Below are 20558 nucleotides of genomic sequence, written 5' to 3' on the forward strand. Positions count from 1 at the left end.
GGCCGCGTTTCAAATAGACCAGCGCCGCAACATGGGCAAGCGCTGTAGAATGGGGCCGGGTCTAGTACAACCCGCCGGAGCTGATGCTGCCAAAGCTTGCCTTGGGCCCGACACGCGCCTTCTTACCGGTAGAGGTTGTGACTTCGCGCGCGCCGCCGCCGGCTTCTTCGACCAGAGGCAGATCCGCACCCATCGCAAAGCCGCCATCGAAGGTGATCCCGAACAGCGGCTCTTCGCCGTCACGGAAGTATTCGGCCACAACGTTATTACCTGCGGCGCTGTCAGACAGACGCGCACCGGTGAAGCGGTCGATCTTGATGAAGTGACCGCCGGGGGGCACTTCGAAGGGGCCGCCGCCGTATTTCTTGATCGCTTCGCTCATGAACCGCTGGAATACAGGGCCACACATCCCCGCCCCATAGGCACGACGCCCCAGCGAGCGCGGATTGTCGAAACCGATATAGCAGCCCGCCACGATGTTGCTTGAGAAGCCAACGAACCAGACGTCTTTGGCGTCGTTGGTTGTGCCGGTCTTGCCCGCGATTGGCACGGGCAGGTTCACCGCCCCACGCGCCGTGCCGCGATCCACCACGCCCTTCATCATCGATGTCAGCTGATAGGCCGTGATCGGGTCCATCACCCGTTCACGGTTCGAGATGATGCGCGGCCCCACGCCGGGAGCCAGCGTTTCAAGCTGGCAATCGTTACAGATGCGTTGGTCGTGTTTGTAGACAGTGCGGCCGTAGCGGTCCTGCACACGGTCCACCAGCGTCGGCTGCACCCGTTCGCCACCATTGGCGAACATCGCATAGGCCGACACCATCTGGTAAAGCGTCGTTTCCTGCGAGCCAAGCGCGTTGGCCAGTACCGGCGAGAGGTTGTCATAGACCCCGAACCGTTCGGCATAGTCGCCAACGGTGTTCATTCCGACCTCTTGCGCCAGACGGATGGTCATGAGGTTCCGCGACTGTTCGATACCCGTCCGCAGGGGCGTCGGCCCGTAGAACTTGTTCGACGAGTTTCGCGGCCGCCACATGCCTTGGGGTGTGTTGATCTCGATCGGGGCATCCACAACGATGGTTGCAGGGGTATAGCCGCTGTCCAATGCCGCAGCATAGACAAAGGGCTTGAAGCTCGACCCCGGCTGGCGTTTCGCCTGTGTCGCACGGTTGAACACCGACGCCTGATAGGAGAAACCGCCCTGCATCGCGATCACGCGCCCTGTGTTCACGTCCATCGCGACAAAGCCGCCCTGCACTTCCGGGATCTGACGCAGGGTCCAGCGGATGAACGACCCGTCACTATCCGCAGTCATGCGGCGCACCAGCACCACGTCGCCGACCTCAAGCAGATCAGCGGGCACTTGGGCGCGGTTGCCGAGCTTGCCGTTCTCCAGACGTTTGCGCGCCCATTGGACATCCTTGGCGGGAATGAAATGACCGTCTGCGTCCTCGTCCACACCTTCGATCCCGATGCGGGCGGCGTCATTGGTCAGGCTCAGCACCACGGCGGGATACCACGGGTTTTCCAGATCAACGTCACGTGGCACACGGGTGTCCGACAGCGCTTCGCGCCAATCGGCCTCGGTGGTCAGCTTTTCGGGCGCGATCTTCTTGCCGGTGCCGCGGTAGATACCGATGCCGCGGTCATATTCCTCAAGCTGCTGCTGCAAGGATTGTGCGGCAATGGGCTGCATCTCGTTGTCGATGGTGGCACGCACGGTCAGACCGCCGGTAAAGAATTCGCCCTCGCCAAAGTTCTCGGACAGCTGGCGGCGGATCTCATCGGTAAAGTAATCGCGCGGCGGCAGTTCGGCCTTGAAGCTTTCAAAGTCCCCGTTCTGCACCGATCGCAAGGGCTGTGCGACCTCGGTCTCGTAGACGGCGGGGGTGATATAGCCGTTTTCCTTCATCTCGCGCAGCACGAAGTTCCGGCGTGCCAGCAGCCGGTCCTTGCGGCGCACGGGATGATAATCAGATGGTGCTTTGGGCAGCGAGGCAAGGAACGCAGCCTCGTGTGGGGCGAGTTCCCCCAATGTCTTGTTGAAATAGGTCTGCGACGCGGCGGCCACACCGTAGGAGTTCTGGCCCAAGAAGATCTCGTTCAGATAAAGTTCAAGGATCTTTTCCTTGGGCAGCGTTTCTTCAAGCCGTGCGGCGAGGATGATTTCCTTGATCTTCCGTTCAGCCCGACGGTCGCCGGACAGAAGAAAGTTCTTCATCACCTGCTGCGTGATGGTCGATGCACCGCGCACATCCTTGCCCCTTGTGCGCACCGCGTCTACAGCCGCCGCCCCGATGCCGCGCAGGTCATAGCCTTCGTGCGTATAAAAGTTCTTGTCCTCGGCCGAGATGAAGGCCTGTTTGATCAGCGGCGGAATCGTGTTGGCCGGCGCGAACAGGCGACGTTCCTTGGCGAATTCGTCAATCAACCGCCCCTGCCCCGAATAAATCCGGCTGATCGTCGGGGGCGTGTATTGCGCAAGGGATTCGTGGCTGGGCAGATCGCGGCCATACATCCAGAACACCGCGCCGATGGTCAGCGCGACCATACCGATGCTCATGGTGAGGGTGGTAAAAATACCCCCGAAGAAAGACAGGATCAAACGAAACACGGCTGGCAGTTCCTTGCAAGGAGGGTTGGTGACCCGTCTATACGCAACCCTGCGGGAATCGTCAAAACACGATGCAGTGGCCCTGTGCGGTAACCCGCGCAACACCTAGAGGGGCGTTCGGGTGCGGTTTACTGGCGAATCAAGGGCTTGAGCGCGGCATCCGCGTCGCGCCATTTGGCGATGGAATCCGCAATCGCCGACACCATGACCGCCCGCCAGATCGGGTCACGAAGATTGGCAAGATCGCGCTTCGAGCTGAGGAACCCGATTTCGATCAGGACCGAGGGGATGTCAGCCGATTTCAACACCGAAAAGCCCGCGTTGCGCAGCGGGTGGCGGTTCATCGGACCGCCGGCGGCTTTCATGCCTTCAACCAACGTTTTAGCGGCGGCGACCGACCGTGGCTCTGTCTCTTGGCGGGCAAGATCAAGCAGCACGCTGGCGACCTCGTCATCCGATCCGGTCAGATCGGCCCCCGCGATAATATCGGCGCGGTTGTGGCGTGCGGCCAGATGGTCGGTGGCAGTATCGCTGGCGTCGTCCGACAGCGTATAGACCGTCGCCCCCTTTGCGCCGCCGTGCTGCAAACTGTCCGCATGGAGCGAGATGAACAGATCGCCTTCGGCCTGATGCGCAATGGCGACGCGGGTTTCGAGCGCGACAAAATGATCCGTGTCACGGGTCATCACCACATCGACCCCGTCGCGCACCAATGTATCGCGCAGCGCTTGGGCAAAGGACAGCATCAGGTCTTTTTCCAGGATACCATCTGTCTCTGCCCCCGGATCAACGCCCCCGTGACCGGGGTCCAGCACCACGCGAAACGGCACCTCTTTCAGGTCGGCAACCGCCTTGGGCGGTGCGGCCAGCGCCATGGTCCACGCCGGATCAACGGGCGCACCGGCGGCGGCGGCAAACTCCTCGGGGGTGACGGATGTCAACGCGATCTCAAGCGTGGCGTGACCAGAGCCCTTGTTGACCGGCATCCCGATCTCGCGCGGGATCATCGGTTCGGCCAGATCCGCGACAAGCCGCGACCAACCGGGTTGGAACGGGCCGAAGCGCAGACCGGTAATCCGTCCGGGTTCAGGCAGCAGGTCTGCGGTGTTCACACCGCTCCAGTCGGCCTCGCGGAAATCCACCACCAGCCGCGCAGGATCATCCAGCAAGAACACCCGAAACGGCACCCCCTGGCTCAGCCCAAGCGTCAGCGTCGTGCCCCCGAACCAACCATCCGAGATGGCGCTTTTGGCAGGGTCCACCCGCGCCAGCGCGGTCAGATCCTGCGCGGACGCTGGCAAGGACAGCGCGCAAACCGTTGCGATAATGGGAAGGATACGCATGCCTGTCACCGTTCTGCTCGGGGTGGTTGCGGCAGGTATAGCACCCCGCCGCGACCCGAACCAGCCTTTCAGCGGGCCGCCATATAGGTCTTGAGCCGCCCCAGCCCCTCGGCAATATCCTGGGTGCTGCGCGCATAGGAAAACCGCAGCCAGTGATGCCCGCGCACCGGATCGAAATCGAGCCCCGGGGTCACGGCCACACCCGCCTTGTCCAGAATATCCCGCGCCAACGCGCGGCTGTCATCCGTCAGCTCGGACACATCGGCGTAGACATAGAAGGCCCCGTCGGGGGGCGCGAAACGGGTGAATCCCGCCTCGCGCAGGCCGGTGATCATCATCGCGCGGTTGGCGCGGTAGACATCCATATTCGCCTCAAGCTCATCGGTGCAATCCATCGCGGCAAGGGCGGCGACCTGACTGGCGTGGGGGGCGCAGATGAACATGTTTTGCGCGATCCGTTCGACCACCCGCACATGATCCTCTGGCACAACCATCCAGCCGACACGCCAACCGGTCATAGAGAAATACTTGGAAAACGAATTGATGACATAGACATCATCGGTGATCTCAAGCGCGGTCACGGCCTTTTTCTCGTATTCGATGCCGTGGTAAATCTCGTCCGAGATGAAGGATGCCCCCTGCGCTTTCGTCGCGTCGATCAGGGCGGACATGGCAGCGTGATCCAGCATCGTGCCCGTCGGGTTGCCCGGCGACGCGACCAGCAGCCCCTGCAGGTCCATGCCTGCGAAATCCGCAGGCACCGGCTGCAAGCGATTGTCGAGCGAGGTGGGCAGATCGACGGGGGCAAGGTCCAGCGCCTTGAGGATCTGGCGGTAGCTGGGATACCCCGGTGCCCCGATGCCAACGCGGTCCCCGGTATCAAAGAGCGAGGTAAACGTCAGGATAAACCCGCCCGAAGAGCCAGAGGTGATGACCACGCGGTTCGGGTCCAGATCGACATTGTACCACTCCCCGTACATCCGCGCGATCCGCTGGCGCAGCGCAGGCAGCCCCAATGCGACGGTATAGCCAAGCGCGCCCTGCTCCATCGCGGCGGTCAATGCGGTGCTGGCCCCTTTGGGCGCGCCGGTGCCGGGTTGGCCGACCTCCATATGGATGATGTGGCGGCCCTCCGCCTCGGCGGCGGCGGCAGCCTGCATCACATCCATCACGATAAAGGGATCGACCTGAGATCGGGTTGAAATGCGCATGGGCTTGATCCTACTGTTGAGCCCGAACCTTTCACCGCACCCCGCCGGTGCCGTCAACCCTTGTGCGCGCTGGCAAAATCGCGCACCACCCTTGCAACCGGTGCCTGCACCCCTGCGCAACAACAAGCGAGTGACCCTGATGAAAAAGCTGATCGCCCCCGCCCTAGTGGCCCTTTCCCTGACAGCCCCCGCCCATGCGATGGACCTGACCGAACTGACCGATGCCGAACGCGCGCAATTCCGCGCCGAGGTCCGCGCCTATCTGATGGAAAACCCCGAAGTGATCATGGAAGCGGTGAACCAGCTACAGGCCCGTCAGGCCGAAGCACAGGCGCAGGCGGATTTCACGCTGGTGTCCGACAATGCGGCCGCGATCTTTGACGATGGTTATTCCTATGTCGGTGGCAATCCCGAAGGCGACATGACCATCGTAGAGTTCATGGACTACCGCTGCGGCTACTGCAAAAAAGCGTTCTCCGAGGTTGAAAAGCTGGTCAATGGCGACGGCAATATCCGCTTTATCGTGAAAGAACTGCCGATTCTGGGCGAACAATCCATGGTCGCCTCGCGCTTTGCCATCGCAACCAAGATCGTTGCGGGAGACGAGGCCTATAAATCCGTGCATGACGCTTTGATGAGCTTTAACGGCGACATCACCCCGACGTCGCTGGGACGCTTGGCCAACAGCTTTGATCTGGATGCCGAGGCCATTCAGGAAAAGATGGACAGTGCCGAAGTCACCGCCGAGATCGAAAAGACCCGCGCACTGGCACAGACGCTGCAGATTTCCGGCACACCCACCTTTGTGATGCAGGACGAGCTGCTGCGCGGCTATCTGCCTTACGACCAGATGAAAGCCATTCTGGAAGAAAAACGCGGCTAAGATGCGACTGGCATTGGCTTGTTGCGTGGCGGCCTTTCCGGTGGCCGCGCAGACCGACTTTGGCGCGCTGACCCATGCAGAACGGCGCGCCTTGGGGGAAGAAGTGCGGGCGTTGCTTCTGGCAGAGCCAGAGCTTGCAGCACCCGCTGTGGCCCCCCGCAACTATGCTGCCGAAGCCTATCAAGAGAAGGCGCAGGCGGATCTCGCGCTTATCGCATCCCTGACAGATCAAGTATTGGCCGGAGCGCCGATTGCGTTGTTTACCGACGACGACTGCGCAGACTGCGGTCGCGCAGTGGCGGAATTGGAAGCGATAACAGACACATATGGCATCATCTTCACGCATCACATGATGTCCGACCCTGCCAGCGCCGCCCTCGCGGCAGAGCTTGGCATGACCGATCCTCCCTTCTACGTCATGGCAGACCGCATCTTGCGTGGCCATATGCCCGACATCGTGCTGCGGCGGTATCTGGCCCCGTAGCGCTTAGAGAAACCGCTGATGATAGCGCACCATGCGTTTGAAATGCGCATCAAGCGACCGCTTGAGATGCGGGGCCTCTTTCACGTTGAGGATATAATCGACCAGCAAGTCATACTGTTTGATCTGGCGCGGCAGCCGGTTTGACGGGGTCAGACGCGACTGTCGTTCCTCTTCGTCGATGACCTGCACCACCTGCTTTTCCGGCCAATCGAACAGCGGTGCATCCGCCACCATCGCCTTGCCGTTCATCAACGGCAATTCAGCGTCGTAATGAGCAAAGATCGCGCGTTCCAGCGGTTCTACCTCTGCCTTCGTGGTCACCGGCCAGGCCCAGACAAAGGCGATCTCCCACACGTCGATCTGACGGTTGGCAATCACATCGGACCGCGCCGATGTCAGATGCCGGCGCACCCGCGTGCGGATACCATCAACCGACTGGCCCACATAAATCGGGTTGCCGTCCAGATCGCACAGAGCATAGACGCCGATCTGGTTGGTCAGCGCCGCCAGTGCCTTGCCCCGAAACGCCTGCGCCGCGTTCACGCGACGGCCCCCAGTGACTGACGTTCCAGCAGGGGCGCGAACAACACCTCGTCGAGATAGCGTACCACGGGCACGGCGACCCCATCCCCCGCCACGCGGTAGGCGTTGTTGTAGGTGTCGGGCATCTTGTAGCTGTCCGGCAACCCCATCAGCCGCGCCACCTCGCGCGAGGAGACAAGCCGGGCTTTGGTCTGGTTGCCCTTGATAAACATCAGAATTTGCCGCGAGGACCCGCCCGCAGGGGTCCGCAAGCAGCCCGCAATCCCGTCGGTGCGCAGCTCTGCCCGTTGTCGGACATTCCCATCCGCATCGGGGCGCCCGCGTTTATAGATCGTGCCCACCACCGTACGCCCCGCCTTGCGCGCCACGCGCAGCCGTTCAAGGCTGGGGGGCGACATCAGCGTGAGCAGACGGTCAGTATCCGCGGCACTGAACCACGGCATGGTGGCACGCCGTTCAAGCACGCGCTCAAGCGCCTGTTCGTCGGCGGGGGCGTCCCCCAGCTTCCACCAGACCCAGTTGGATCGGACCGGCCGCGCGGCGGAGGCGAGAAATTTTTGCAGCTTCTTGCCGTGAAAGACATGGGACGGTTTTGGCACCGTCAGCCCCGAGATATCGATATCCTCGCGCACGCACACAACGAACAGACGCGGCCGGCTTTGCGGCAAGAAACGCCGCGCGTCGATCTCGAGCGCGCCAACCTTATAGCCAAGCCGCACAAAGGTCGCGAGTACGGTGTTCATATCCGCGCCACCATTGCGCGACACCAACCCGACGACGTTTTCAAAGGCGATGATACGCGGCGCAAAGCCTGCTTTTATGGCCGTAGCGATCTTGTCGGCCCAATGGGCAAAGACACCGCTGCGCGCGCCGCCCAATCCCCGCCCCTTGCCCGCAAGGCTGAAATCCTGACACGGGCTCGACGCCCAATACATATCGATCTGACGCGTTAGAAGGTCATCGGGCATGGTCGCGATATCGCCCTGATGCAATGCCGCCTGCCCCCAATTCTGGGCATAGACCTTGCATTTCATCGCGTCGATATCGTTGGCCAGCACGCAATCCCAGCGGTCCTGCAAGGCCGCGCGCACCATGCCACCGCCGCAGAAAAACTCGGCGTACGTCGGGGTCTTGGCGGCGTGATCAGGCATATCTATTGATATGGAATACGCAAATATCTGTCGATGGCAAATGCGCCGCTTGGGGCAAAGTCACTCGGCTGCTTGCTCTGCCGCTTGGGTCTCTGCTTCGATGATGGCGGCGCGGGCTTCGACCTGTTCGACGATGTGATCGATCATCGCGTCATTGCCCAGCTTGTGGCTTTGTTTGCCGGCAAGATAGACCATGCCCGACCCGTTGCCCCCGCCGGTAAAGCCCACATCCGTCATCAGCGCCTCACCGGGGCCATTGACGACGCAGCCGATGATGCTCAGGCTCATCGGGGTTTTGATATGCTCCAGCCGTTGCTCCAGCGCTTCGACGGTCTTGATCACGTCAAAGCCCTGCCGCGCGCAGCTGGGGCAGCTGATGATGTTCACACCACGGTGACGCAGGCCAAGGGATTTCAGGATCTCGTAGCCAACCTTGACCTCTTCCACGGGGTCCGCAGACAGGGACACACGGATCGTATCACCGATGCCCATCCACAATAGATTGCCCAGGCCAATGGCCGATTTGATCGTGCCCGAGGTCAGCCCCCCCGCCTCGGTGATGCCAAGGTGGATCGGAGCATCCGTCGCCTCGGCCAACTGCTGGTAGGCAGCGGCGGCCATGAAGACGTCAGAGGCTTTGCAGCTGATCTTGAATTCGTGGAAATCATTGTCTTGCAGGATCTTGATGTGATCCATCCCGCTTTCGACCATCGCATCGGGGCATGGCTCGCCGTATTTCTCAAGCAGGTGGCGTTCCAGCGACCCCGCGTTGACGCCGATGCGGATCGAACAATTATTGTCCCGCGCGGCTTTGATCACCTCTTTGACGCGCTTTTCATCGCCTATATTGCCGGGGTTGATCCGCAGACAAGCGGCCCCCGCCTCGGCGGCTTCGATTCCGCGTTTATAGTGGAAATGGATATCCGCCACGATCGGCACCGATACCTCGCGCACGATCTCTTTCAGCGCCTTGGAGCTTTCGACATCCGGCACCGACACACGCACGATATCGGCCCCCACATCGGCAGCGGCCTGAATCTGCGCGATGGTCGCTTTGACATCCGTCGTCAGCGTGTTCGTCATCGTCTGCACCGTGATCGGCGCATCGCCCCCGACCGGCACATTCCCCACCATGATCTGACGGGACTTCCGGCGGTAAATGTTGCGCCACGGGCGAATGTGATTGAGGGACATGCAAAGCTACCTTTGGCAATGAAACAGTCGAAGGGTCTGTCAGGTTCGGTTCGCCCTACACCTATTCAGCCCGTCGCGTTGTTGCAATGGTATCCGGCTTATTCCGTCGGCGAAGTCGCCGCATTCTTCAGCTCGGCCACCATTGTCGCGAGCGCGGAATTCTCTTCCAGAACGGCTGGCTCGTAAAGCTCCGCCAGCGCCTGACGGTGCAGCGGCAGGTTCGACGTCACAGCACCACGATCGCCAACAGGCCCGAAGTACTGCCCGTCCATCGCGAAATACAGCGCGCCGGATTCGCCGGTGCGCAGCGTCGGGGGCTCTTCGGTCGCGGGGATATCCCAGCTGTCGCCCTTGTTCATGATGCCTTCAAAGATAACCTTGCCATCTGCGGCGCGTACACGCACCCAGGACGGATAGGCTGCAACCATACGCAGCTGCGGCGCGGGCCCTTCGACCACCTGCGGCACGGCACCCGGCAGTACCTCGGGCGTATCCCGTTGGACCACGGTGTTTTCAGCTGTGCGCAGCGCATCTCCGACGGAAGGCGAAGGCGAGCTGGAGGCAAAGCTGCCGATACTGCGCGGATCAATCGAGGAAATCGGCGCATCCCGCGCGACCAGAACAGGCACATCCAGTGCGGCAGGACGATAAAGCCGATCCAGCGCGTCGGAACGTGGCACAGCCATCGCGGTCGGCGCATCGGGGTCTTCTGTCGTTTCAGGGGCAGAGGCAAGCGCGCCTTGAAGCGGATCAAGGTCAGACAGCACAACAGGGGTTTCATCCACCGGTGAAACCTGCACGCGCTGCACTTCTTTCAGAACGCTCCACCCGCCATAGCCGATCCCGCCGATCAAAGCGACGAGCACCAGCAGCGAGCCCAAAGCACCGGGCTCTATTCGCGCCAGAAGGGAATCACCGACGGGGGTGAAGGGCGTCGCAGGGCGGGCGAAAATATCGCTCTCGCCATTGCGGGTCATACGCTCTTCGCGGGTCGGCTTTTTGACGACGGACGCTTTAGAGGACATGCCATGCGCCACGGCAAAACCCGATTCAGCGCAGAAGGCTGCGAACGCCTTGTCCGGGTCCATGTTCAGATAGCGCGCATAAGACCGCACGTAACCGGCAATAAATCCAGGTGTATCAAAGGCTTCCGGGTCGGCGTTTTCGATCGCGGCAATGTAGGAGGCTTTGATCCGAAGCTCGCGTTGGACATCCAGCAGGGATTTACCAAGCGTCGCGCGTTCACCGCGCATCAGGTCACCAAGGCGCAAGTCGAACGCGTCGAAACCTTTGGCTTCAACTTGCTCGTTATCTGCCGACTTGGAAGACCACCGCCCAATCATAAAAATGTCCCGTAGCTATGCCCGCTGCCCTTAATCGAAACAACATGTTGATTCGAGATTAAGCTTTTCTTTCGATATCGGTAGCATAAATCAACGGACTATACGAAATATTCGGGGTCACCCCGCCATTTCGGCACGATTCAGCGCACAATGGGACCACAAAGCGTCCATCGCGTGGACCAGCCCTTCGATTTCCAGTGGGCCATGGACGGGCGACGGGGTAAAGCGCAAACGCTCTGTCCCGCGGGGCACGGTGGGGAAGTTGATCGGCTGCACATAGATCCCGTGATCCTCCAGCAGGCGATCCGACAGAATCTTGGTGTGTACGGGGTTTCCGACAATCACAGGGACGATATGGCTGCCGTGATCAATGATCGGCAGACCCAAGCCCTTGAGCCGCAGTTTCAGCACTTTGGCCTGCTGCTGGTGCTTCTCGCGCAGTTCGGGCGCGGTCTTGAGGTAGGCGACCGAGGCCGCAGCACCGGCGGCAACCGCTGGCGGTAGGGACGTGGTAAAGATGAAACCCGGCGCGTAAGACCGGATGGCATCGCACATCTTGGCCGAGGCCGCGATATAGCCACCCATCACGCCGTAGGCCTTGGCCAGCGTTCCGTTGATGATATCCAGCCGGTGCATCAGGCGATCACGCTCGGCGACCCCTGCCCCACGCGGGCCGTACATCCCCACAGCGTGGACCTCGTCGATATAGGTCAGCGCGCCGAATTCATCGGCAATGTCGCAAATCGCCTCGATCGGGCCGAAATCGCCATCCATCGAGTAAATCGATTCAAAGGCGATCAGCTTGGGTGCGGCGGGATCATCGGCGGCCATCAGCGCGCGCAGGTGGTCCACGTCGTTATGGCGGAAGATACGCTTGGCCCCGCCATTGCGGCGGACCCCTTCGATCATCGACGCGTGGTTCAGCTCGTCGGAATAGATGATAAGGCCGGGAAAGAGCTTGGGCAGCGTGCTGAGCGTCGCATCATTGGCGATATAGGCACTGGTGAACAGCAAGGCGGCTTCCTTGCCGTGCAGGTCCGACAGCTCTTCCTCAAGACGTTTGTGGTAAATCGTGGTGCCCGAGATATTGCGCGTCCCGCCCGACCCTGCACCCGTCGCATCAAGTGCTTCGTGCATCGCGGCCAGAACAACAGGGTTTTGCCCCATCCCTAGGTAATCATTCCCGCACCAGACGGTGATATTCTTCTCTTGCCCGTCGGGTTGGGTCCAGACAGCGTGGGGGAATTGACCATTGCGGCGTTCAATGTCGATAAAGGTGCGGTAGCGACCTTCCTCGTGCAGCCGGTCAATCGCCTGATCAAGCTGTTTGGTATAGTCCATTGCGCCTTGCTCCTTCGTCGGTGGCGGGACCAGCAAAGGCAACCGGATCATTCGCCATATTCGTGCTTTAGAATGAATATAGTTTAGAGCCATTCAATTCAATGCCTTAATAGGAACCGATTGTCGCAGGTGCCGCCCCGGGGCGCGTCGCATCGCAGTCGGATGTCGCGCATCGGAAACCTGCACGCTGTCCCGCTTGGGTCAAAGGCATGTTTTTCAAGCGCTTCTCACGCGGTATGGCGCGCAAGCTGCGGCCACCTCGGGCGGACTACTGGACACGGCCAAACCCGCTGATACGGTCGCGGCAATCTTCACCCTGACTGAAAGGTTTACCCCCATGTCCCTACCCGACGTATTGGCACGGATCGATCATGATTTGGATGCGGCCACCGACCGGCTGCTCGATCTGCTGCGCATCCCCTCCATCTCGACTGACCCCGCGTTCAAGGAAGACTGCGACCGCGCCGCCGATTGGCTGGTCGAAGATCTGAACAGCATCGGCATCAAGACCACCAAACGCCCCACCCCCGGTCACCCGATGGTGGTGGGCCATGTGGACGGCCCCGCCGACAAGCCGCATATCCTGTTCTACGGTCACTATGACGTCCAGCCTGTCGATCCGCTGAACCTGTGGCACCGTGATCCCTTTGATCCTGCCGTCGAGGACACGGCAAAAGGCCGCGTGATCCGTGGGCGCGGTGCTGCAGATGACAAGGGCCAGCTGATGACTTTTGTCGAAGCGCTGCGCGCGTGGAAAGCGGTCAATGGCGATTTCCCCTGCCGCATGACCTTCTTCTTCGAGGGCGAGGAAGAATCAGGCTCCCCCTCGCTGGTGCCCTTTATGGAAGAGAATGCCGACGAGCTACGCGCCGATTATGCGATGATCTGCGATACGGGCATGTTCCAGTCCAAGGTGCCGTCGATCGTGACGATGCTGCGCGGCTTGATGGGCGAAGAGGTCACCATCACCGGCCCTGATCTTGACCTGCACTCTGGCATGTACGGCGGCGTGTCGATGAACCCCGCGCGCGTCCTGTCCAAGGTCATCGCCTCCCTGCACGATGACACGGGCCGCATCACGGTGCCCGGTTTCTATGACGGCGTGCCAGAACTGCCCGACGATATTCAGGCGCAGTGGCAGGGGCTTGCCTTTGATCATGACAGCTTCCTTGGCGATGTGGGCCTGTCGAAGCCCGCCGGCGAACAGGACCGCATGCCGATCGAGATGATCTGGTCGCGCCCCACGTGCGAGGTCAACGGCATGTGGAGCGGATACACAGGTGCCGGTTTCAAGACCGTGCTGCCCTCGCAGGCCCACGCCAAGATCAGCTTCCGTCTGGTGGGCACCCAGGACCCTCACGTCATCCGCGAAAGCTTTCGCAAGATGGTGACAGACATGATGCCCGAGGACTGCGAAGCGACTTTCCACGCCCACGGGTCGAGCCAAGGATCGGTCTTCGAGACCACCGCCCCCGCATTTGAAGATGCCCGCAAAGCGCTGACCGATGAATGGAACGTCCCCGCTGCCTATGTCGGATGTGGCGGATCGATTCCCATTGCGGGGCATTTCCAGAAAATTCTGGATACCACGCCGGTGCTGATCGGATTCGGCAAAGACGACGACGCCATCCACTCCCCGAACGAGAAATACGACCTCGAAAGCTTCCACAAGGGAATCCGAAGCTGGGCACGTATTCTGGATGCGATGACGTAAGCAAACGGGCGGGCCTAACGGCCCGCTTTTCCCCTTTTAGGACGAGGTAAATCAGAAATCTAAAAAGGGAGAAGTGGCGCGGTTGACGGGGCTCGAACCCGCGACCCCCGGCGTGACAGGCCGGTACTCTAACCAGCTGAGCTACAACCGCGCAGTAAGGGCGGAATAAGATAACCAGCGCAGAGCGTCAAGCGATTAACCGCAGAAAACTACAAAGAATTTTGGAAATTTTCATCGCCGCATTTTGCGCATGAAACAGCACCGGTAATCCCCTGCCCGTGGCGGAAATCAGGGGCCTGAACGCACAAGCAAACCACGCCCCGAAGGGCGTGTGCTTGTTATCAAAATATCTGATAAAATGCAGCGGTGGCGCGGTTGACGGGGCTCGAACCCGCGACCCCCGGCGTGACAGGCCGGTACTCTAACCAACTGAGCTACAACCGCCCACTGCGTACTTCGTCGTTGCCGTCGAAGCGTTTGGTGGTGATAGGGTTTGCTCGCGATGGCGTCAAGCGGGGTTTTGCATGGATCGGCAGGAAAATTGAAATTTTCTTTGATCCGCCGTCAGACGCCCTACCCGACCTGCCCTGCGCCCAAGAAAAAACCCGCGCTTTGAGGCGCGGGCTTGGCTTATTTGTCAGAGTATGTGCCCCAGACGTGATCACTGGGCGCTGGCGGCATATCCTTGGTCTGATGCAGCCGGTGCAAATTCACCTTGGCGATGAAATTGCCGGTGATGGGGGCTGTGACGAACAAGAACGCCATTACCAGAATCTCGTGCAGGGACCCTGTGCCGGAGACGAAGGAATAGATCATCGCCGCCATCAGCAGCGACCCCACGCCCAGTGTCGATGCTTTGGTCGGCGCGTGCAGACGGGACATGCAGTTGTCGAGCTTGATCAGGCCGATGGAACCGACAAGGGTAAAGAACCCGCCCACAATCAGCAGGGCCGAGATGATGATTTCGGGGATTAGGGGTAGATCACTCAATGATATCACCTCGCAGCACAAAGCGCGCGATGGCCACGGTCGACACAAAGCCAAGCATGGCAAAGATCATCGCACTTTCAAAATAGATGTCGGTGCCCAAACGCATCCCCAGCAGGATGATCAGGGCAATCGCATTCACGACCATCGTATCCAGCGACAGGATACGGTCGCCGGTATTGGGGCCTTTCAACAACCGCAGCATCGCCAGAAGCTGCGAGACCGCAACAGCGACAAAGGCGATATTCAGAGCAATCAGAATCATTCGAAAATCTCCTTCAGGCGACGCTCGTAGCGCTGTTTGATATCGTCACGCACCTCGTCGGGGTTTTCAGCATCCAGCGCATGGACCAGCAGGGCTTTCCCGTCTTCAGACACATCCGCCGACACCGTACCGGGCGTGAGGGTAATTGTCCCCGCCAGCATGGTGATCGCCTCGGGGGTGCGCAGTTCTAGCGGGATGACGACCCAGGCGGGGCGCATGTTCTTGTTGGACTTGAACAGGACAATCATCGCGACCACGACGTTGGCGACCAGAATATCCCACATGACCATGATCAGATAGCCCAGAAGCTTGACCGGTTTCGCGACCGGCGGGCGGTCAGGCCAATAGGCCGCGGTGGCAATCGGGATCAGCAGCCCCAAAATGACACCAAAGACAATGGTGCCAAGCTTGATTTCATTGACCAGCAGACACCAGGCAATCGCGAGGATCGCTGTCAGCATCGGGTGCGGAAGCAGTCGGGACAACATATCAGTGATCCTTTTCTGGTGCGGCGGCATCCTCTGCGCCGTGGTCCTCTGTCGCATCGGCTGATCCCTCGGCATCGCCGTGGTCATCCTTTGCGTGATGGTCCGTGATCTCTTTACCCGGCGTGGTCAGGACCACCGCAAGATAGCGTTCGGGGTTGAACAACTGGGCAGCGGTCGCATTCAGCACGCGGGTCATGGGCCCCGCCGCAACGGTCAGCGCGACAAGCAGGGCCAGCAGCCCGCCAATGGCCACCATCGGCAAAACGCCCTGCCCCTCGGCAACAACCGGTGCCTCATCACCCTCGGCAGGTTCTTCGATGGACTGGTGCGCTTTCCAGAAAATCTGGCTCCCCGCGCGGGAGAAACCGACAACCGCGATCAGCGATCCGACAAGGATCACACCCCAGACCCACCACATCAGGTCAGCGCTGCGTGCCGCGTCAAGGATCAGCAGTTTGCCCAGAAAGCCCGAGAGCGGCGGCAGACCGGTCATGGCAATCGCCGCGACAAAGAACATACCCGCGACAAGCGCCCCACCTGCCAGCGGCGGCGCATCGACAAAGGACACCTCGGCCGCGCCGCGACGGCTGCGGATCACGTCGATCAGCAAGAACAGCGCTGCGGCGGCAAAAGTGGAATGGATCGCATAATAAAGGGCGGCGGAAATTCCGGCGGGGGTAAAGACCGACACGGCAGCCAGCAGCATGCCCATCGACCCGATCACCGAGAACGCGACCATGCGGTCGGCCCTTCTGGCCCCCAACACGCCCGCCATACCAAGGGCGACGGTCAGCAGCGCGGCAGGCATCAGCCAGACATCAAACAGCCCCTGCGTGATCTCAAGATCGGGGGGGAAAACCAGCGTGTAGAAACGGATGATACAATAGGCCCCGACCTTGGTCATGATCGCGAACAGCGCCGCCACCGGGGCCGGTGCCTCGCTATAGCTGGCGGGCAGCCAGAAATGTAGCGGCAAGATCGCGGCCTTGACCGCAAAGACCAGCAGCAACAGCACCGCCGCGACGCGAATACCCGCACCATCGCCCGCATCCAGCGTCGCCACACGCATCGCCAGATCGGCCATGTTCAGCGTGCCTGTCTCGGCATAGATCGTGCCAAGGGCAAAGAGGAACAGGGTCGAGCCCAGCAGGTTATACAGCACATATTGCGTCCCCGCGCGCAGACGCCGTTGCCCGCCCGCGTGGATCATCAACCCGTAAGAGGCGATCAGCAACACTTCGAAGAAAACAAACAGGTTGAAGGCGTCGCCGGTCAGGAAGGCGCCCAATATCCCCATAAGCTGGAATTGGAACAGCGGATGGAAATGCCGCCCGCGGTTATCCCAGCCCGACCCGATCGCATAAAGCAGCACCGGCAGGGCCAGTACACAGGTCAGCAAGACCATCAGCGTCGACAGACGATCCGCGACCAGCACGATACCGAAAGGTGCCGCCCAATTGCCAAGCTGGTACAGGCTGACCGTCCCGTCAGAGGCCTGCCAGAACAGCCCGAGCGCCAGTGCCAGCAATCCCAGCGTGCCCGTAACGGACAGCACCCGTTGGATCAGCAGGTGATAGCGCGCGGCAAGCACCATGAACGCCGCCAGCATGGCTGGCAGAACAATAGGAAGAATAAGCCAATGGGTCATGCCGGGCCTCCTCCGCGTGGGGAGGGTTCTGCGGTATCGGCTCCGGCCAGCGTGTCGGGTTCGTTGACCAGATCATCGCCCGCGCTGAGGTAGGACCCGACCGCGATCATCACCACCACGGCTGTCATCCCAAAGGAGATCACGATCGCCGTCAGCACCAGCGCTTGGGGCAGCGGATCGGTATAGACCTCGACCCCGTCGCGCAGGATCGGTGGGGCGTTCAACGCCAGCCGCCCGGAGGCGAACAGGAACACATTGACCGCATAGCTGATCAGCGAGGTGCCGATGATCACGGGAAAGGTACGCAGGCGCAGGATAAGATAGATCCCGGCAGCGGTGAGAACGCCAATGGCGGACGCGACTAAAAGCTCCATATCAGGTCTCCGTCTCGGTTTTCGGTTCATCCCGTGACGGGTCGATATCCATTGCATGTTCGCTTTCCTCGATGCCGGCGCGACGGCCCAAGCGCGAGAAGCTTTCCAGCGACAGCATCACCGCGCCGACGACGGCGAGGAAGACCCCAAGGTCAAAGCCCATAGCGGTGGCGAGCTCGAATTTCTCCATCGGGGGGATGCGGAAGTAGCCAAAGGCAGAGGACAGGAATGGCGCACCGGCAAACCACGCACCGATACCGGTCAGACCCGCGCAAAGCACCCCTGCCCCGATGATCCCGTGGTAATGATAGCGTTGGCGCTTGTCCGCCCAGGCAAAGCCGCTGGCCATATATTGCATCACGACCGCGATCGCGACCACCAGACCGGCGACAAAACCACCGCCCGGTTCGTTGTGACCGCGCAGGAAGATATAGACACCGACCAGCAGAACGACAGGCATCAACACGCGTGTCAGCACCACCATCATCAGCGGATGCGCATCGCCTGCGCGCTCTTCCTCATAGCCACGGTTCAGCAGACGCGCGCGCACAGGGCCGGACATCAGCGCCTCTGTCAGGGCATAGATGACCAGCGCGGCGATCCCCAGAACGATGATCTCGCCAAAGGTGTCGAAGCCACGGAAATCCACGAGGATCACGTTGACCACGTTGGTGCCACCGCCGCCTTTGTAGGAATTGGCAAGGTGGTAGTCAGCGATAGAGGCAATCGGGAAATCCGACATCAGGATCGAATAGATCAGGCCGGCTGCCGCCAGCCCTGCCACAACCGATACAACGATATCGCGGCTGCGGTGCAGAATGGTGCTTTCCTTAGGCGTGCTGTTGGGCATGAAGTTGAGCGCCAGCAACAACAGGACAATCGTCACCACCTCGACCGAGATCTGCGTGAGCGCCAGATCCGGGGCCGAGAAATAGTTGAACCCGACCGATACCATCAAGCCGATGATCCCCATCAGGATCAGAACCGCCAGACGGTTGCGGTGCACCGTCACAAGGAAACCCGTCGCGATCATCAGCATCAGCCAACCGGCAAAGCCGACGGGCGTGATGGGCAGCATCTCGCGCGCGGGGGCGCCATCGGTGCCGGTAAACCACGCATGCGCCCCGATGGCGACGACGGCGGTCACGAAGACGGCAGCGTAGCGGGTAAAGGACCCGTTGTGCAGACGCTCCGATACCAGACCGGCAAGACCCACGGCCGCGGCGATGATACGGTCAAAGATATCCTTGGCCTCGGGGCGCGGTGTGGCGGCCCAAAGACGCGCCAGCGGGCCGAAGGCGGCGAGCAACAGCAAACCACCCACCACAGCAATCGCCGACATGCCGAGGGCGGGCACGAAGCCGTGCCACAGCTTGATATGCGCGCTTGGCATCTCGGCGGCAGAGCCGATGACCGCTTGGGTCACGGTGCGCACAAAGGGTTCCGCCAGGAACGGTGCCACACCGATGACGATCACGGGAATGATCAGCAAAGCCGGGGAAATCCACAGGCCAAACTCGGGGTCGTGGGGTTTGGCGGGGTAATCGTTCCGCTCTTTGCCCAGAAAGGTATGCGCAATGAACCGGAAGCTATACGCGGCCGAGAAAAGCGCGCCGAGCGTTGCCACTGCCGCCACCAGATAGGGCGAGCCGAACAGCGTGGTGTGCAGCGCCTCTTCCAGCATCATCTCTTTGGATAGGAACCCGTTCAGCAACGGGATACCGGCCATCGACAATGCGGCCAACGTGGCAATCGCGAAGGTGATCGGCATCAGACGGCGCAAGCCCCCCAGTCGGGTCATATCGCGGGTATGGACCGCATGATCCACGATGCCCGCGCTCATGAACAAGGCCGCCTTAAAGCTCGCGTGGTTCAGAATGTGGAACACCGCCGCCATCGCCCCAAAGGAGGTGCCCGTGCCCAGCAGGAAGGTGATCAGCCCCAGATGCGACACAGTGGAAAACGCCAGCAGCGCCTTGAGGTCGTTTTTGAAAATCGCGATCAGCGCGCCAAGGACCATCGTGATCAACCCGGCAGAGCAGACCAGCACGATCCAGATTTCAGTGCCCGACAGCACCGGCCACATGCGCGCCATCAGGAACAGCCCCGCCTTCACCATCGTGGCAGAGTGCAGATAGGCCGACACAGGCGTCGGGGCCGCCATCGCGTGCGGCAGCCAGAAGTGGAAAGGGAACTGCGCGGATTTGGTGAAACAGCCCAGCAGGATCAGGATCAGCGCAGGCAGATACAACGGCGACGCTTGGATCAGCTCGCGGTTCTCAAGGATCACGGTCAGGTCATAGCTGCCCACGATCTGCCCCAGCAGCAGCATGCCACCGATCATCGCCAGACCGCCCATCCCCGTCACGGTCAGGGCCATACGCGCGCCCTGACGCCCTTCGGGCAGATGCTTCCAGAACCCGATCAGCAGGAAGGACGACAGCGACGTCAGCTCCCAGAAAATGAGCAACATCAAGATGTTATCCGACAGAACAATCCCGACCATCGCACCTTGGAACAGCAGCAGATAGGTAAAGAACGCGCCCATATTGTCGTCACGCGACAGATAGAACCGCGCATAAAGGATGATCAGCATCCCGATCCCAAGGATCAGCCCCGCGAACATCAACCCCAGCGGGTCGAGGAACAGGTTCACGTTCAACCCCAGCTGCGGCAGCCACGAGAGGCTGGCGGTCACGACCTCGCCTGCAAGAACGGCCGGTGCATGTGTCGCAAGGCCGATCGCGGCGCAGGCCGTCACCAGAAAGGTCACCAAAAAGCAGCTTTGACGGCCTGCCTGATACATCAGGCCGGGCAGCAAGGCGCCAAGAAACGGGAGGGCTATAATCAGGAACAAAGACATGGCCGCAACTATGTCATGAGCCACGCCAAAACGACCAGCCCTCTTTTCGCAAATTGCGATGGAAAAATACGGATTTATGAGGGCTTCTTGTCGCAGCAATTGAACTTTGCCG

The 20558-nt window shown here is 60.8% G+C and carries 17 protein-coding genes and 2 tRNA genes; 3 read left to right on the forward strand and 16 right to left on the reverse strand.

All coding sequences use genetic code 11. From position 1 onward, the window contains the following. Nucleotides 1-61 precede the first annotated feature (61 nt). The 3 genes from IV89_RS09610 to IV89_RS09620 all read right to left on the reverse strand — a co-directional run bounded on the left by IV89_RS09610 (nt 62) and on the right by IV89_RS09620 (nt 5168). Nucleotides 62-2614: a penicillin-binding protein 1A gene (locus tag IV89_RS09610; protein ID WP_005853282.1), complete on the reverse strand. Its 2553-nt coding sequence runs from the start codon at nt 2612-2614 to the stop codon at nt 62-64. Between the two features lie 128 nt (nt 2615-2742). Then, complete coding sequence (locus IV89_RS09615; RefSeq protein ID WP_037944172.1) at nt 2743-3957, reverse strand: N-acetylmuramoyl-L-alanine amidase; 1215 nt, start codon at nt 3955-3957, stop codon at nt 2743-2745. 68 nt (nt 3958-4025) lie between these two features. Further along, a complete protein-coding gene (locus tag IV89_RS09620) occupies nt 4026-5168 on the reverse strand; it encodes an aminotransferase class I/II-fold pyridoxal phosphate-dependent enzyme (RefSeq protein ID WP_037944171.1) in 1143 nt (380 codons plus the stop codon). Between the two features lie 139 nt (nt 5169-5307). Between IV89_RS09620 and IV89_RS09625 the strand changes: the two genes are divergently transcribed. Continuing rightward, nucleotides 5308-6051 carry a DsbA family protein gene (locus IV89_RS09625; RefSeq protein WP_037945007.1) on the forward strand — a complete coding sequence of 248 codons (744 nt, stop codon included), beginning with the start codon at nt 5308-5310 and terminating at the stop codon, nt 6049-6051. A 1-nt stretch (nt 6052) separates the two neighbouring features. Beyond that, nucleotides 6053-6535, forward strand: coding sequence for a hypothetical protein (locus IV89_RS09630; protein WP_037944170.1), 483 nt, complete (start codon nt 6053-6055; stop codon nt 6533-6535). Nucleotides 6536-6538: 3 nt separating this feature from the next. Here IV89_RS09630 and IV89_RS09635 read toward each other — a convergent pair whose 3' ends face one another. From IV89_RS09635 to hemA, 5 genes are all read right to left on the reverse strand, one after another. Further along, nucleotides 6539-7078 (reverse strand): GIY-YIG nuclease family protein, encoded by a 540-nt coding sequence (locus IV89_RS09635; protein WP_037944166.1) that lies wholly within the window; start codon nt 7076-7078, stop codon nt 6539-6541. Next, complete coding sequence (locus IV89_RS09640) at nt 7075-8229, reverse strand: DNA cytosine methyltransferase (RefSeq protein WP_037944165.1); 1155 nt, start codon at nt 8227-8229, stop codon at nt 7075-7077. The genes IV89_RS09635 and IV89_RS09640 overlap by 4 nt, the downstream gene beginning before the upstream one ends. A gap of 60 nt (nt 8230-8289) precedes the next feature. Then, the gene (ispG, locus tag IV89_RS09645) at nt 8290-9423 is read right to left on the reverse strand and encodes a flavodoxin-dependent (E)-4-hydroxy-3-methylbut-2-enyl-diphosphate synthase (RefSeq protein WP_005853271.1); all 1134 of its coding nucleotides are present in this window, start codon (nt 9421-9423) and stop codon (nt 8290-8292) included. A gap of 98 nt (nt 9424-9521) precedes the next feature. Next, nucleotides 9522-10766 (reverse strand): helix-turn-helix domain-containing protein, encoded by a 1245-nt coding sequence (locus IV89_RS09650; RefSeq protein WP_037944164.1) that lies wholly within the window; start codon nt 10764-10766, stop codon nt 9522-9524. Nucleotides 10767-10883: 117 nt separating this feature from the next. Then, on the reverse strand, nt 10884-12107 hold the full coding sequence (gene hemA, locus IV89_RS09655; protein ID WP_037944163.1) for a 5-aminolevulinate synthase: 1224 nt from the start codon (nt 12105-12107) through the stop codon (nt 10884-10886). 337 nt (nt 12108-12444) lie between these two features. On the opposite strand from hemA, the gene IV89_RS09660 reads away from it, so the two are divergent. Beyond that, nucleotides 12445-13821: a M20/M25/M40 family metallo-hydrolase gene (locus tag IV89_RS09660; protein ID WP_037944162.1), complete on the forward strand. Its 1377-nt coding sequence runs from the start codon at nt 12445-12447 to the stop codon at nt 13819-13821. A gap of 74 nt (nt 13822-13895) precedes the next feature. Here IV89_RS09660 and IV89_RS09665 read toward each other — a convergent pair. The 8 genes from IV89_RS09665 to IV89_RS09700 all read right to left on the reverse strand — a co-directional run bounded on the left by IV89_RS09665 (nt 13896) and on the right by IV89_RS09700 (nt 20446). Beyond that, nucleotides 13896-13972 (reverse strand) — tRNA-Asp (locus IV89_RS09665). A gap of 216 nt (nt 13973-14188) precedes the next feature. Continuing rightward, nucleotides 14189-14265: transfer RNA gene (locus tag IV89_RS09670), tRNA-Asp, on the reverse strand. 186 nt (nt 14266-14451) lie between these two features. Continuing rightward, nucleotides 14452-14811: a Na+/H+ antiporter subunit G gene (locus tag IV89_RS09675; protein WP_005853264.1), complete on the reverse strand. Its 360-nt coding sequence runs from the start codon at nt 14809-14811 to the stop codon at nt 14452-14454. Then, nucleotides 14804-15073, reverse strand: a complete 270-nt coding sequence (locus tag IV89_RS09680) for a K+/H+ antiporter subunit F (RefSeq protein ID WP_005853262.1) — start codon at nt 15071-15073, stop codon at nt 14804-14806. Before IV89_RS09680 ends, IV89_RS09675 begins: the two co-directional genes overlap by 8 nt. Further along, nucleotides 15070-15561 carry a Na+/H+ antiporter subunit E gene (locus IV89_RS09685; protein ID WP_037944161.1) on the reverse strand — a complete coding sequence of 164 codons (492 nt, stop codon included), beginning with the start codon at nt 15559-15561 and terminating at the stop codon, nt 15070-15072. Before IV89_RS09685 ends, IV89_RS09680 begins: the two co-directional genes overlap by 4 nt. A gap of 1 nt (nt 15562) precedes the next feature. After that, a complete protein-coding gene (locus IV89_RS09690; RefSeq protein WP_037944160.1) occupies nt 15563-17209 on the reverse strand; it encodes a monovalent cation/H+ antiporter subunit D in 1647 nt (548 codons plus the stop codon). After that, nucleotides 17206-17583 carry a Na+/H+ antiporter subunit C gene (locus IV89_RS09695; RefSeq protein WP_005853256.1) on the reverse strand — a complete coding sequence of 126 codons (378 nt, stop codon included), beginning with the start codon at nt 17581-17583 and terminating at the stop codon, nt 17206-17208. The genes IV89_RS09690 and IV89_RS09695 overlap by 4 nt, the downstream gene beginning before the upstream one ends. A gap of 1 nt (nt 17584) precedes the next feature. Then, a complete protein-coding gene (locus IV89_RS09700; RefSeq protein ID WP_037944159.1) occupies nt 17585-20446 on the reverse strand; it encodes a monovalent cation/H+ antiporter subunit A in 2862 nt (953 codons plus the stop codon). Between the last annotated feature and the right edge of the window lie 112 nt (nt 20447-20558).

This window comes from Sulfitobacter sp. CB2047 (genome assembly GCF_000735125.2).
In the GTDB taxonomy this organism is placed as follows: domain Bacteria; phylum Pseudomonadota; class Alphaproteobacteria; order Rhodobacterales; family Rhodobacteraceae; genus Sulfitobacter; species Sulfitobacter pontiacus.

Bases quoted from the DNA above. Each gene is read 5' to 3' on its own strand.
- IV89_RS09650 (WP_037944164.1), bottom strand. From the start codon at position 10,766: ATGATTGGGCGGTGGTCTTCCAAGTCGGCAGATAACGAGCAAGTTGAA.
- IV89_RS09630 (WP_037944170.1), top strand. From the start codon at position 6,053: ATGCGACTGGCATTGGCTTGTTGCGTGGCGGCCTTTCCGGTGGCCGCG.
- ispG (WP_005853271.1), bottom strand. From the start codon at position 9,423: ATGTCCCTCAATCACATTCGCCCGTGGCGCAACATTTACCGCCGGAAG.
- IV89_RS09690 (WP_037944160.1), bottom strand. From the start codon at position 17,209: ATGACCCATTGGCTTATTCTTCCTATTGTTCTGCCAGCCATGCTGGCG.
- IV89_RS09640 (WP_037944165.1), bottom strand. From the start codon at position 8,229: ATGCCTGATCACGCCGCCAAGACCCCGACGTACGCCGAGTTTTTCTGC.
- hemA (WP_037944163.1), bottom strand. From the start codon at position 12,107: ATGGACTATACCAAACAGCTTGATCAGGCGATTGACCGGCTGCACGAG.
- IV89_RS09660 (WP_037944162.1), top strand. From the start codon at position 12,445: ATGTCCCTACCCGACGTATTGGCACGGATCGATCATGATTTGGATGCG.
- IV89_RS09695 (WP_005853256.1), bottom strand. From the start codon at position 17,583: ATGGAGCTTTTAGTCGCGTCCGCCATTGGCGTTCTCACCGCTGCCGGG.
- IV89_RS09680 (WP_005853262.1), bottom strand. From the start codon at position 15,073: ATGATTCTGATTGCTCTGAATATCGCCTTTGTCGCTGTTGCGGTCTCG.
- IV89_RS09615 (WP_037944172.1), bottom strand. From the start codon at position 3,957: ATGCGTATCCTTCCCATTATCGCAACGGTTTGCGCGCTGTCCTTGCCA.
- IV89_RS09620 (WP_037944171.1), bottom strand. From the start codon at position 5,168: ATGCGCATTTCAACCCGATCTCAGGTCGATCCCTTTATCGTGATGGAT.
- IV89_RS09625 (WP_037945007.1), top strand. From the start codon at position 5,308: ATGAAAAAGCTGATCGCCCCCGCCCTAGTGGCCCTTTCCCTGACAGCC.
- IV89_RS09685 (WP_037944161.1), bottom strand. From the start codon at position 15,561: ATGTTGTCCCGACTGCTTCCGCACCCGATGCTGACAGCGATCCTCGCG.
- IV89_RS09700 (WP_037944159.1), bottom strand. From the start codon at position 20,446: ATGTCTTTGTTCCTGATTATAGCCCTCCCGTTTCTTGGCGCCTTGCTG.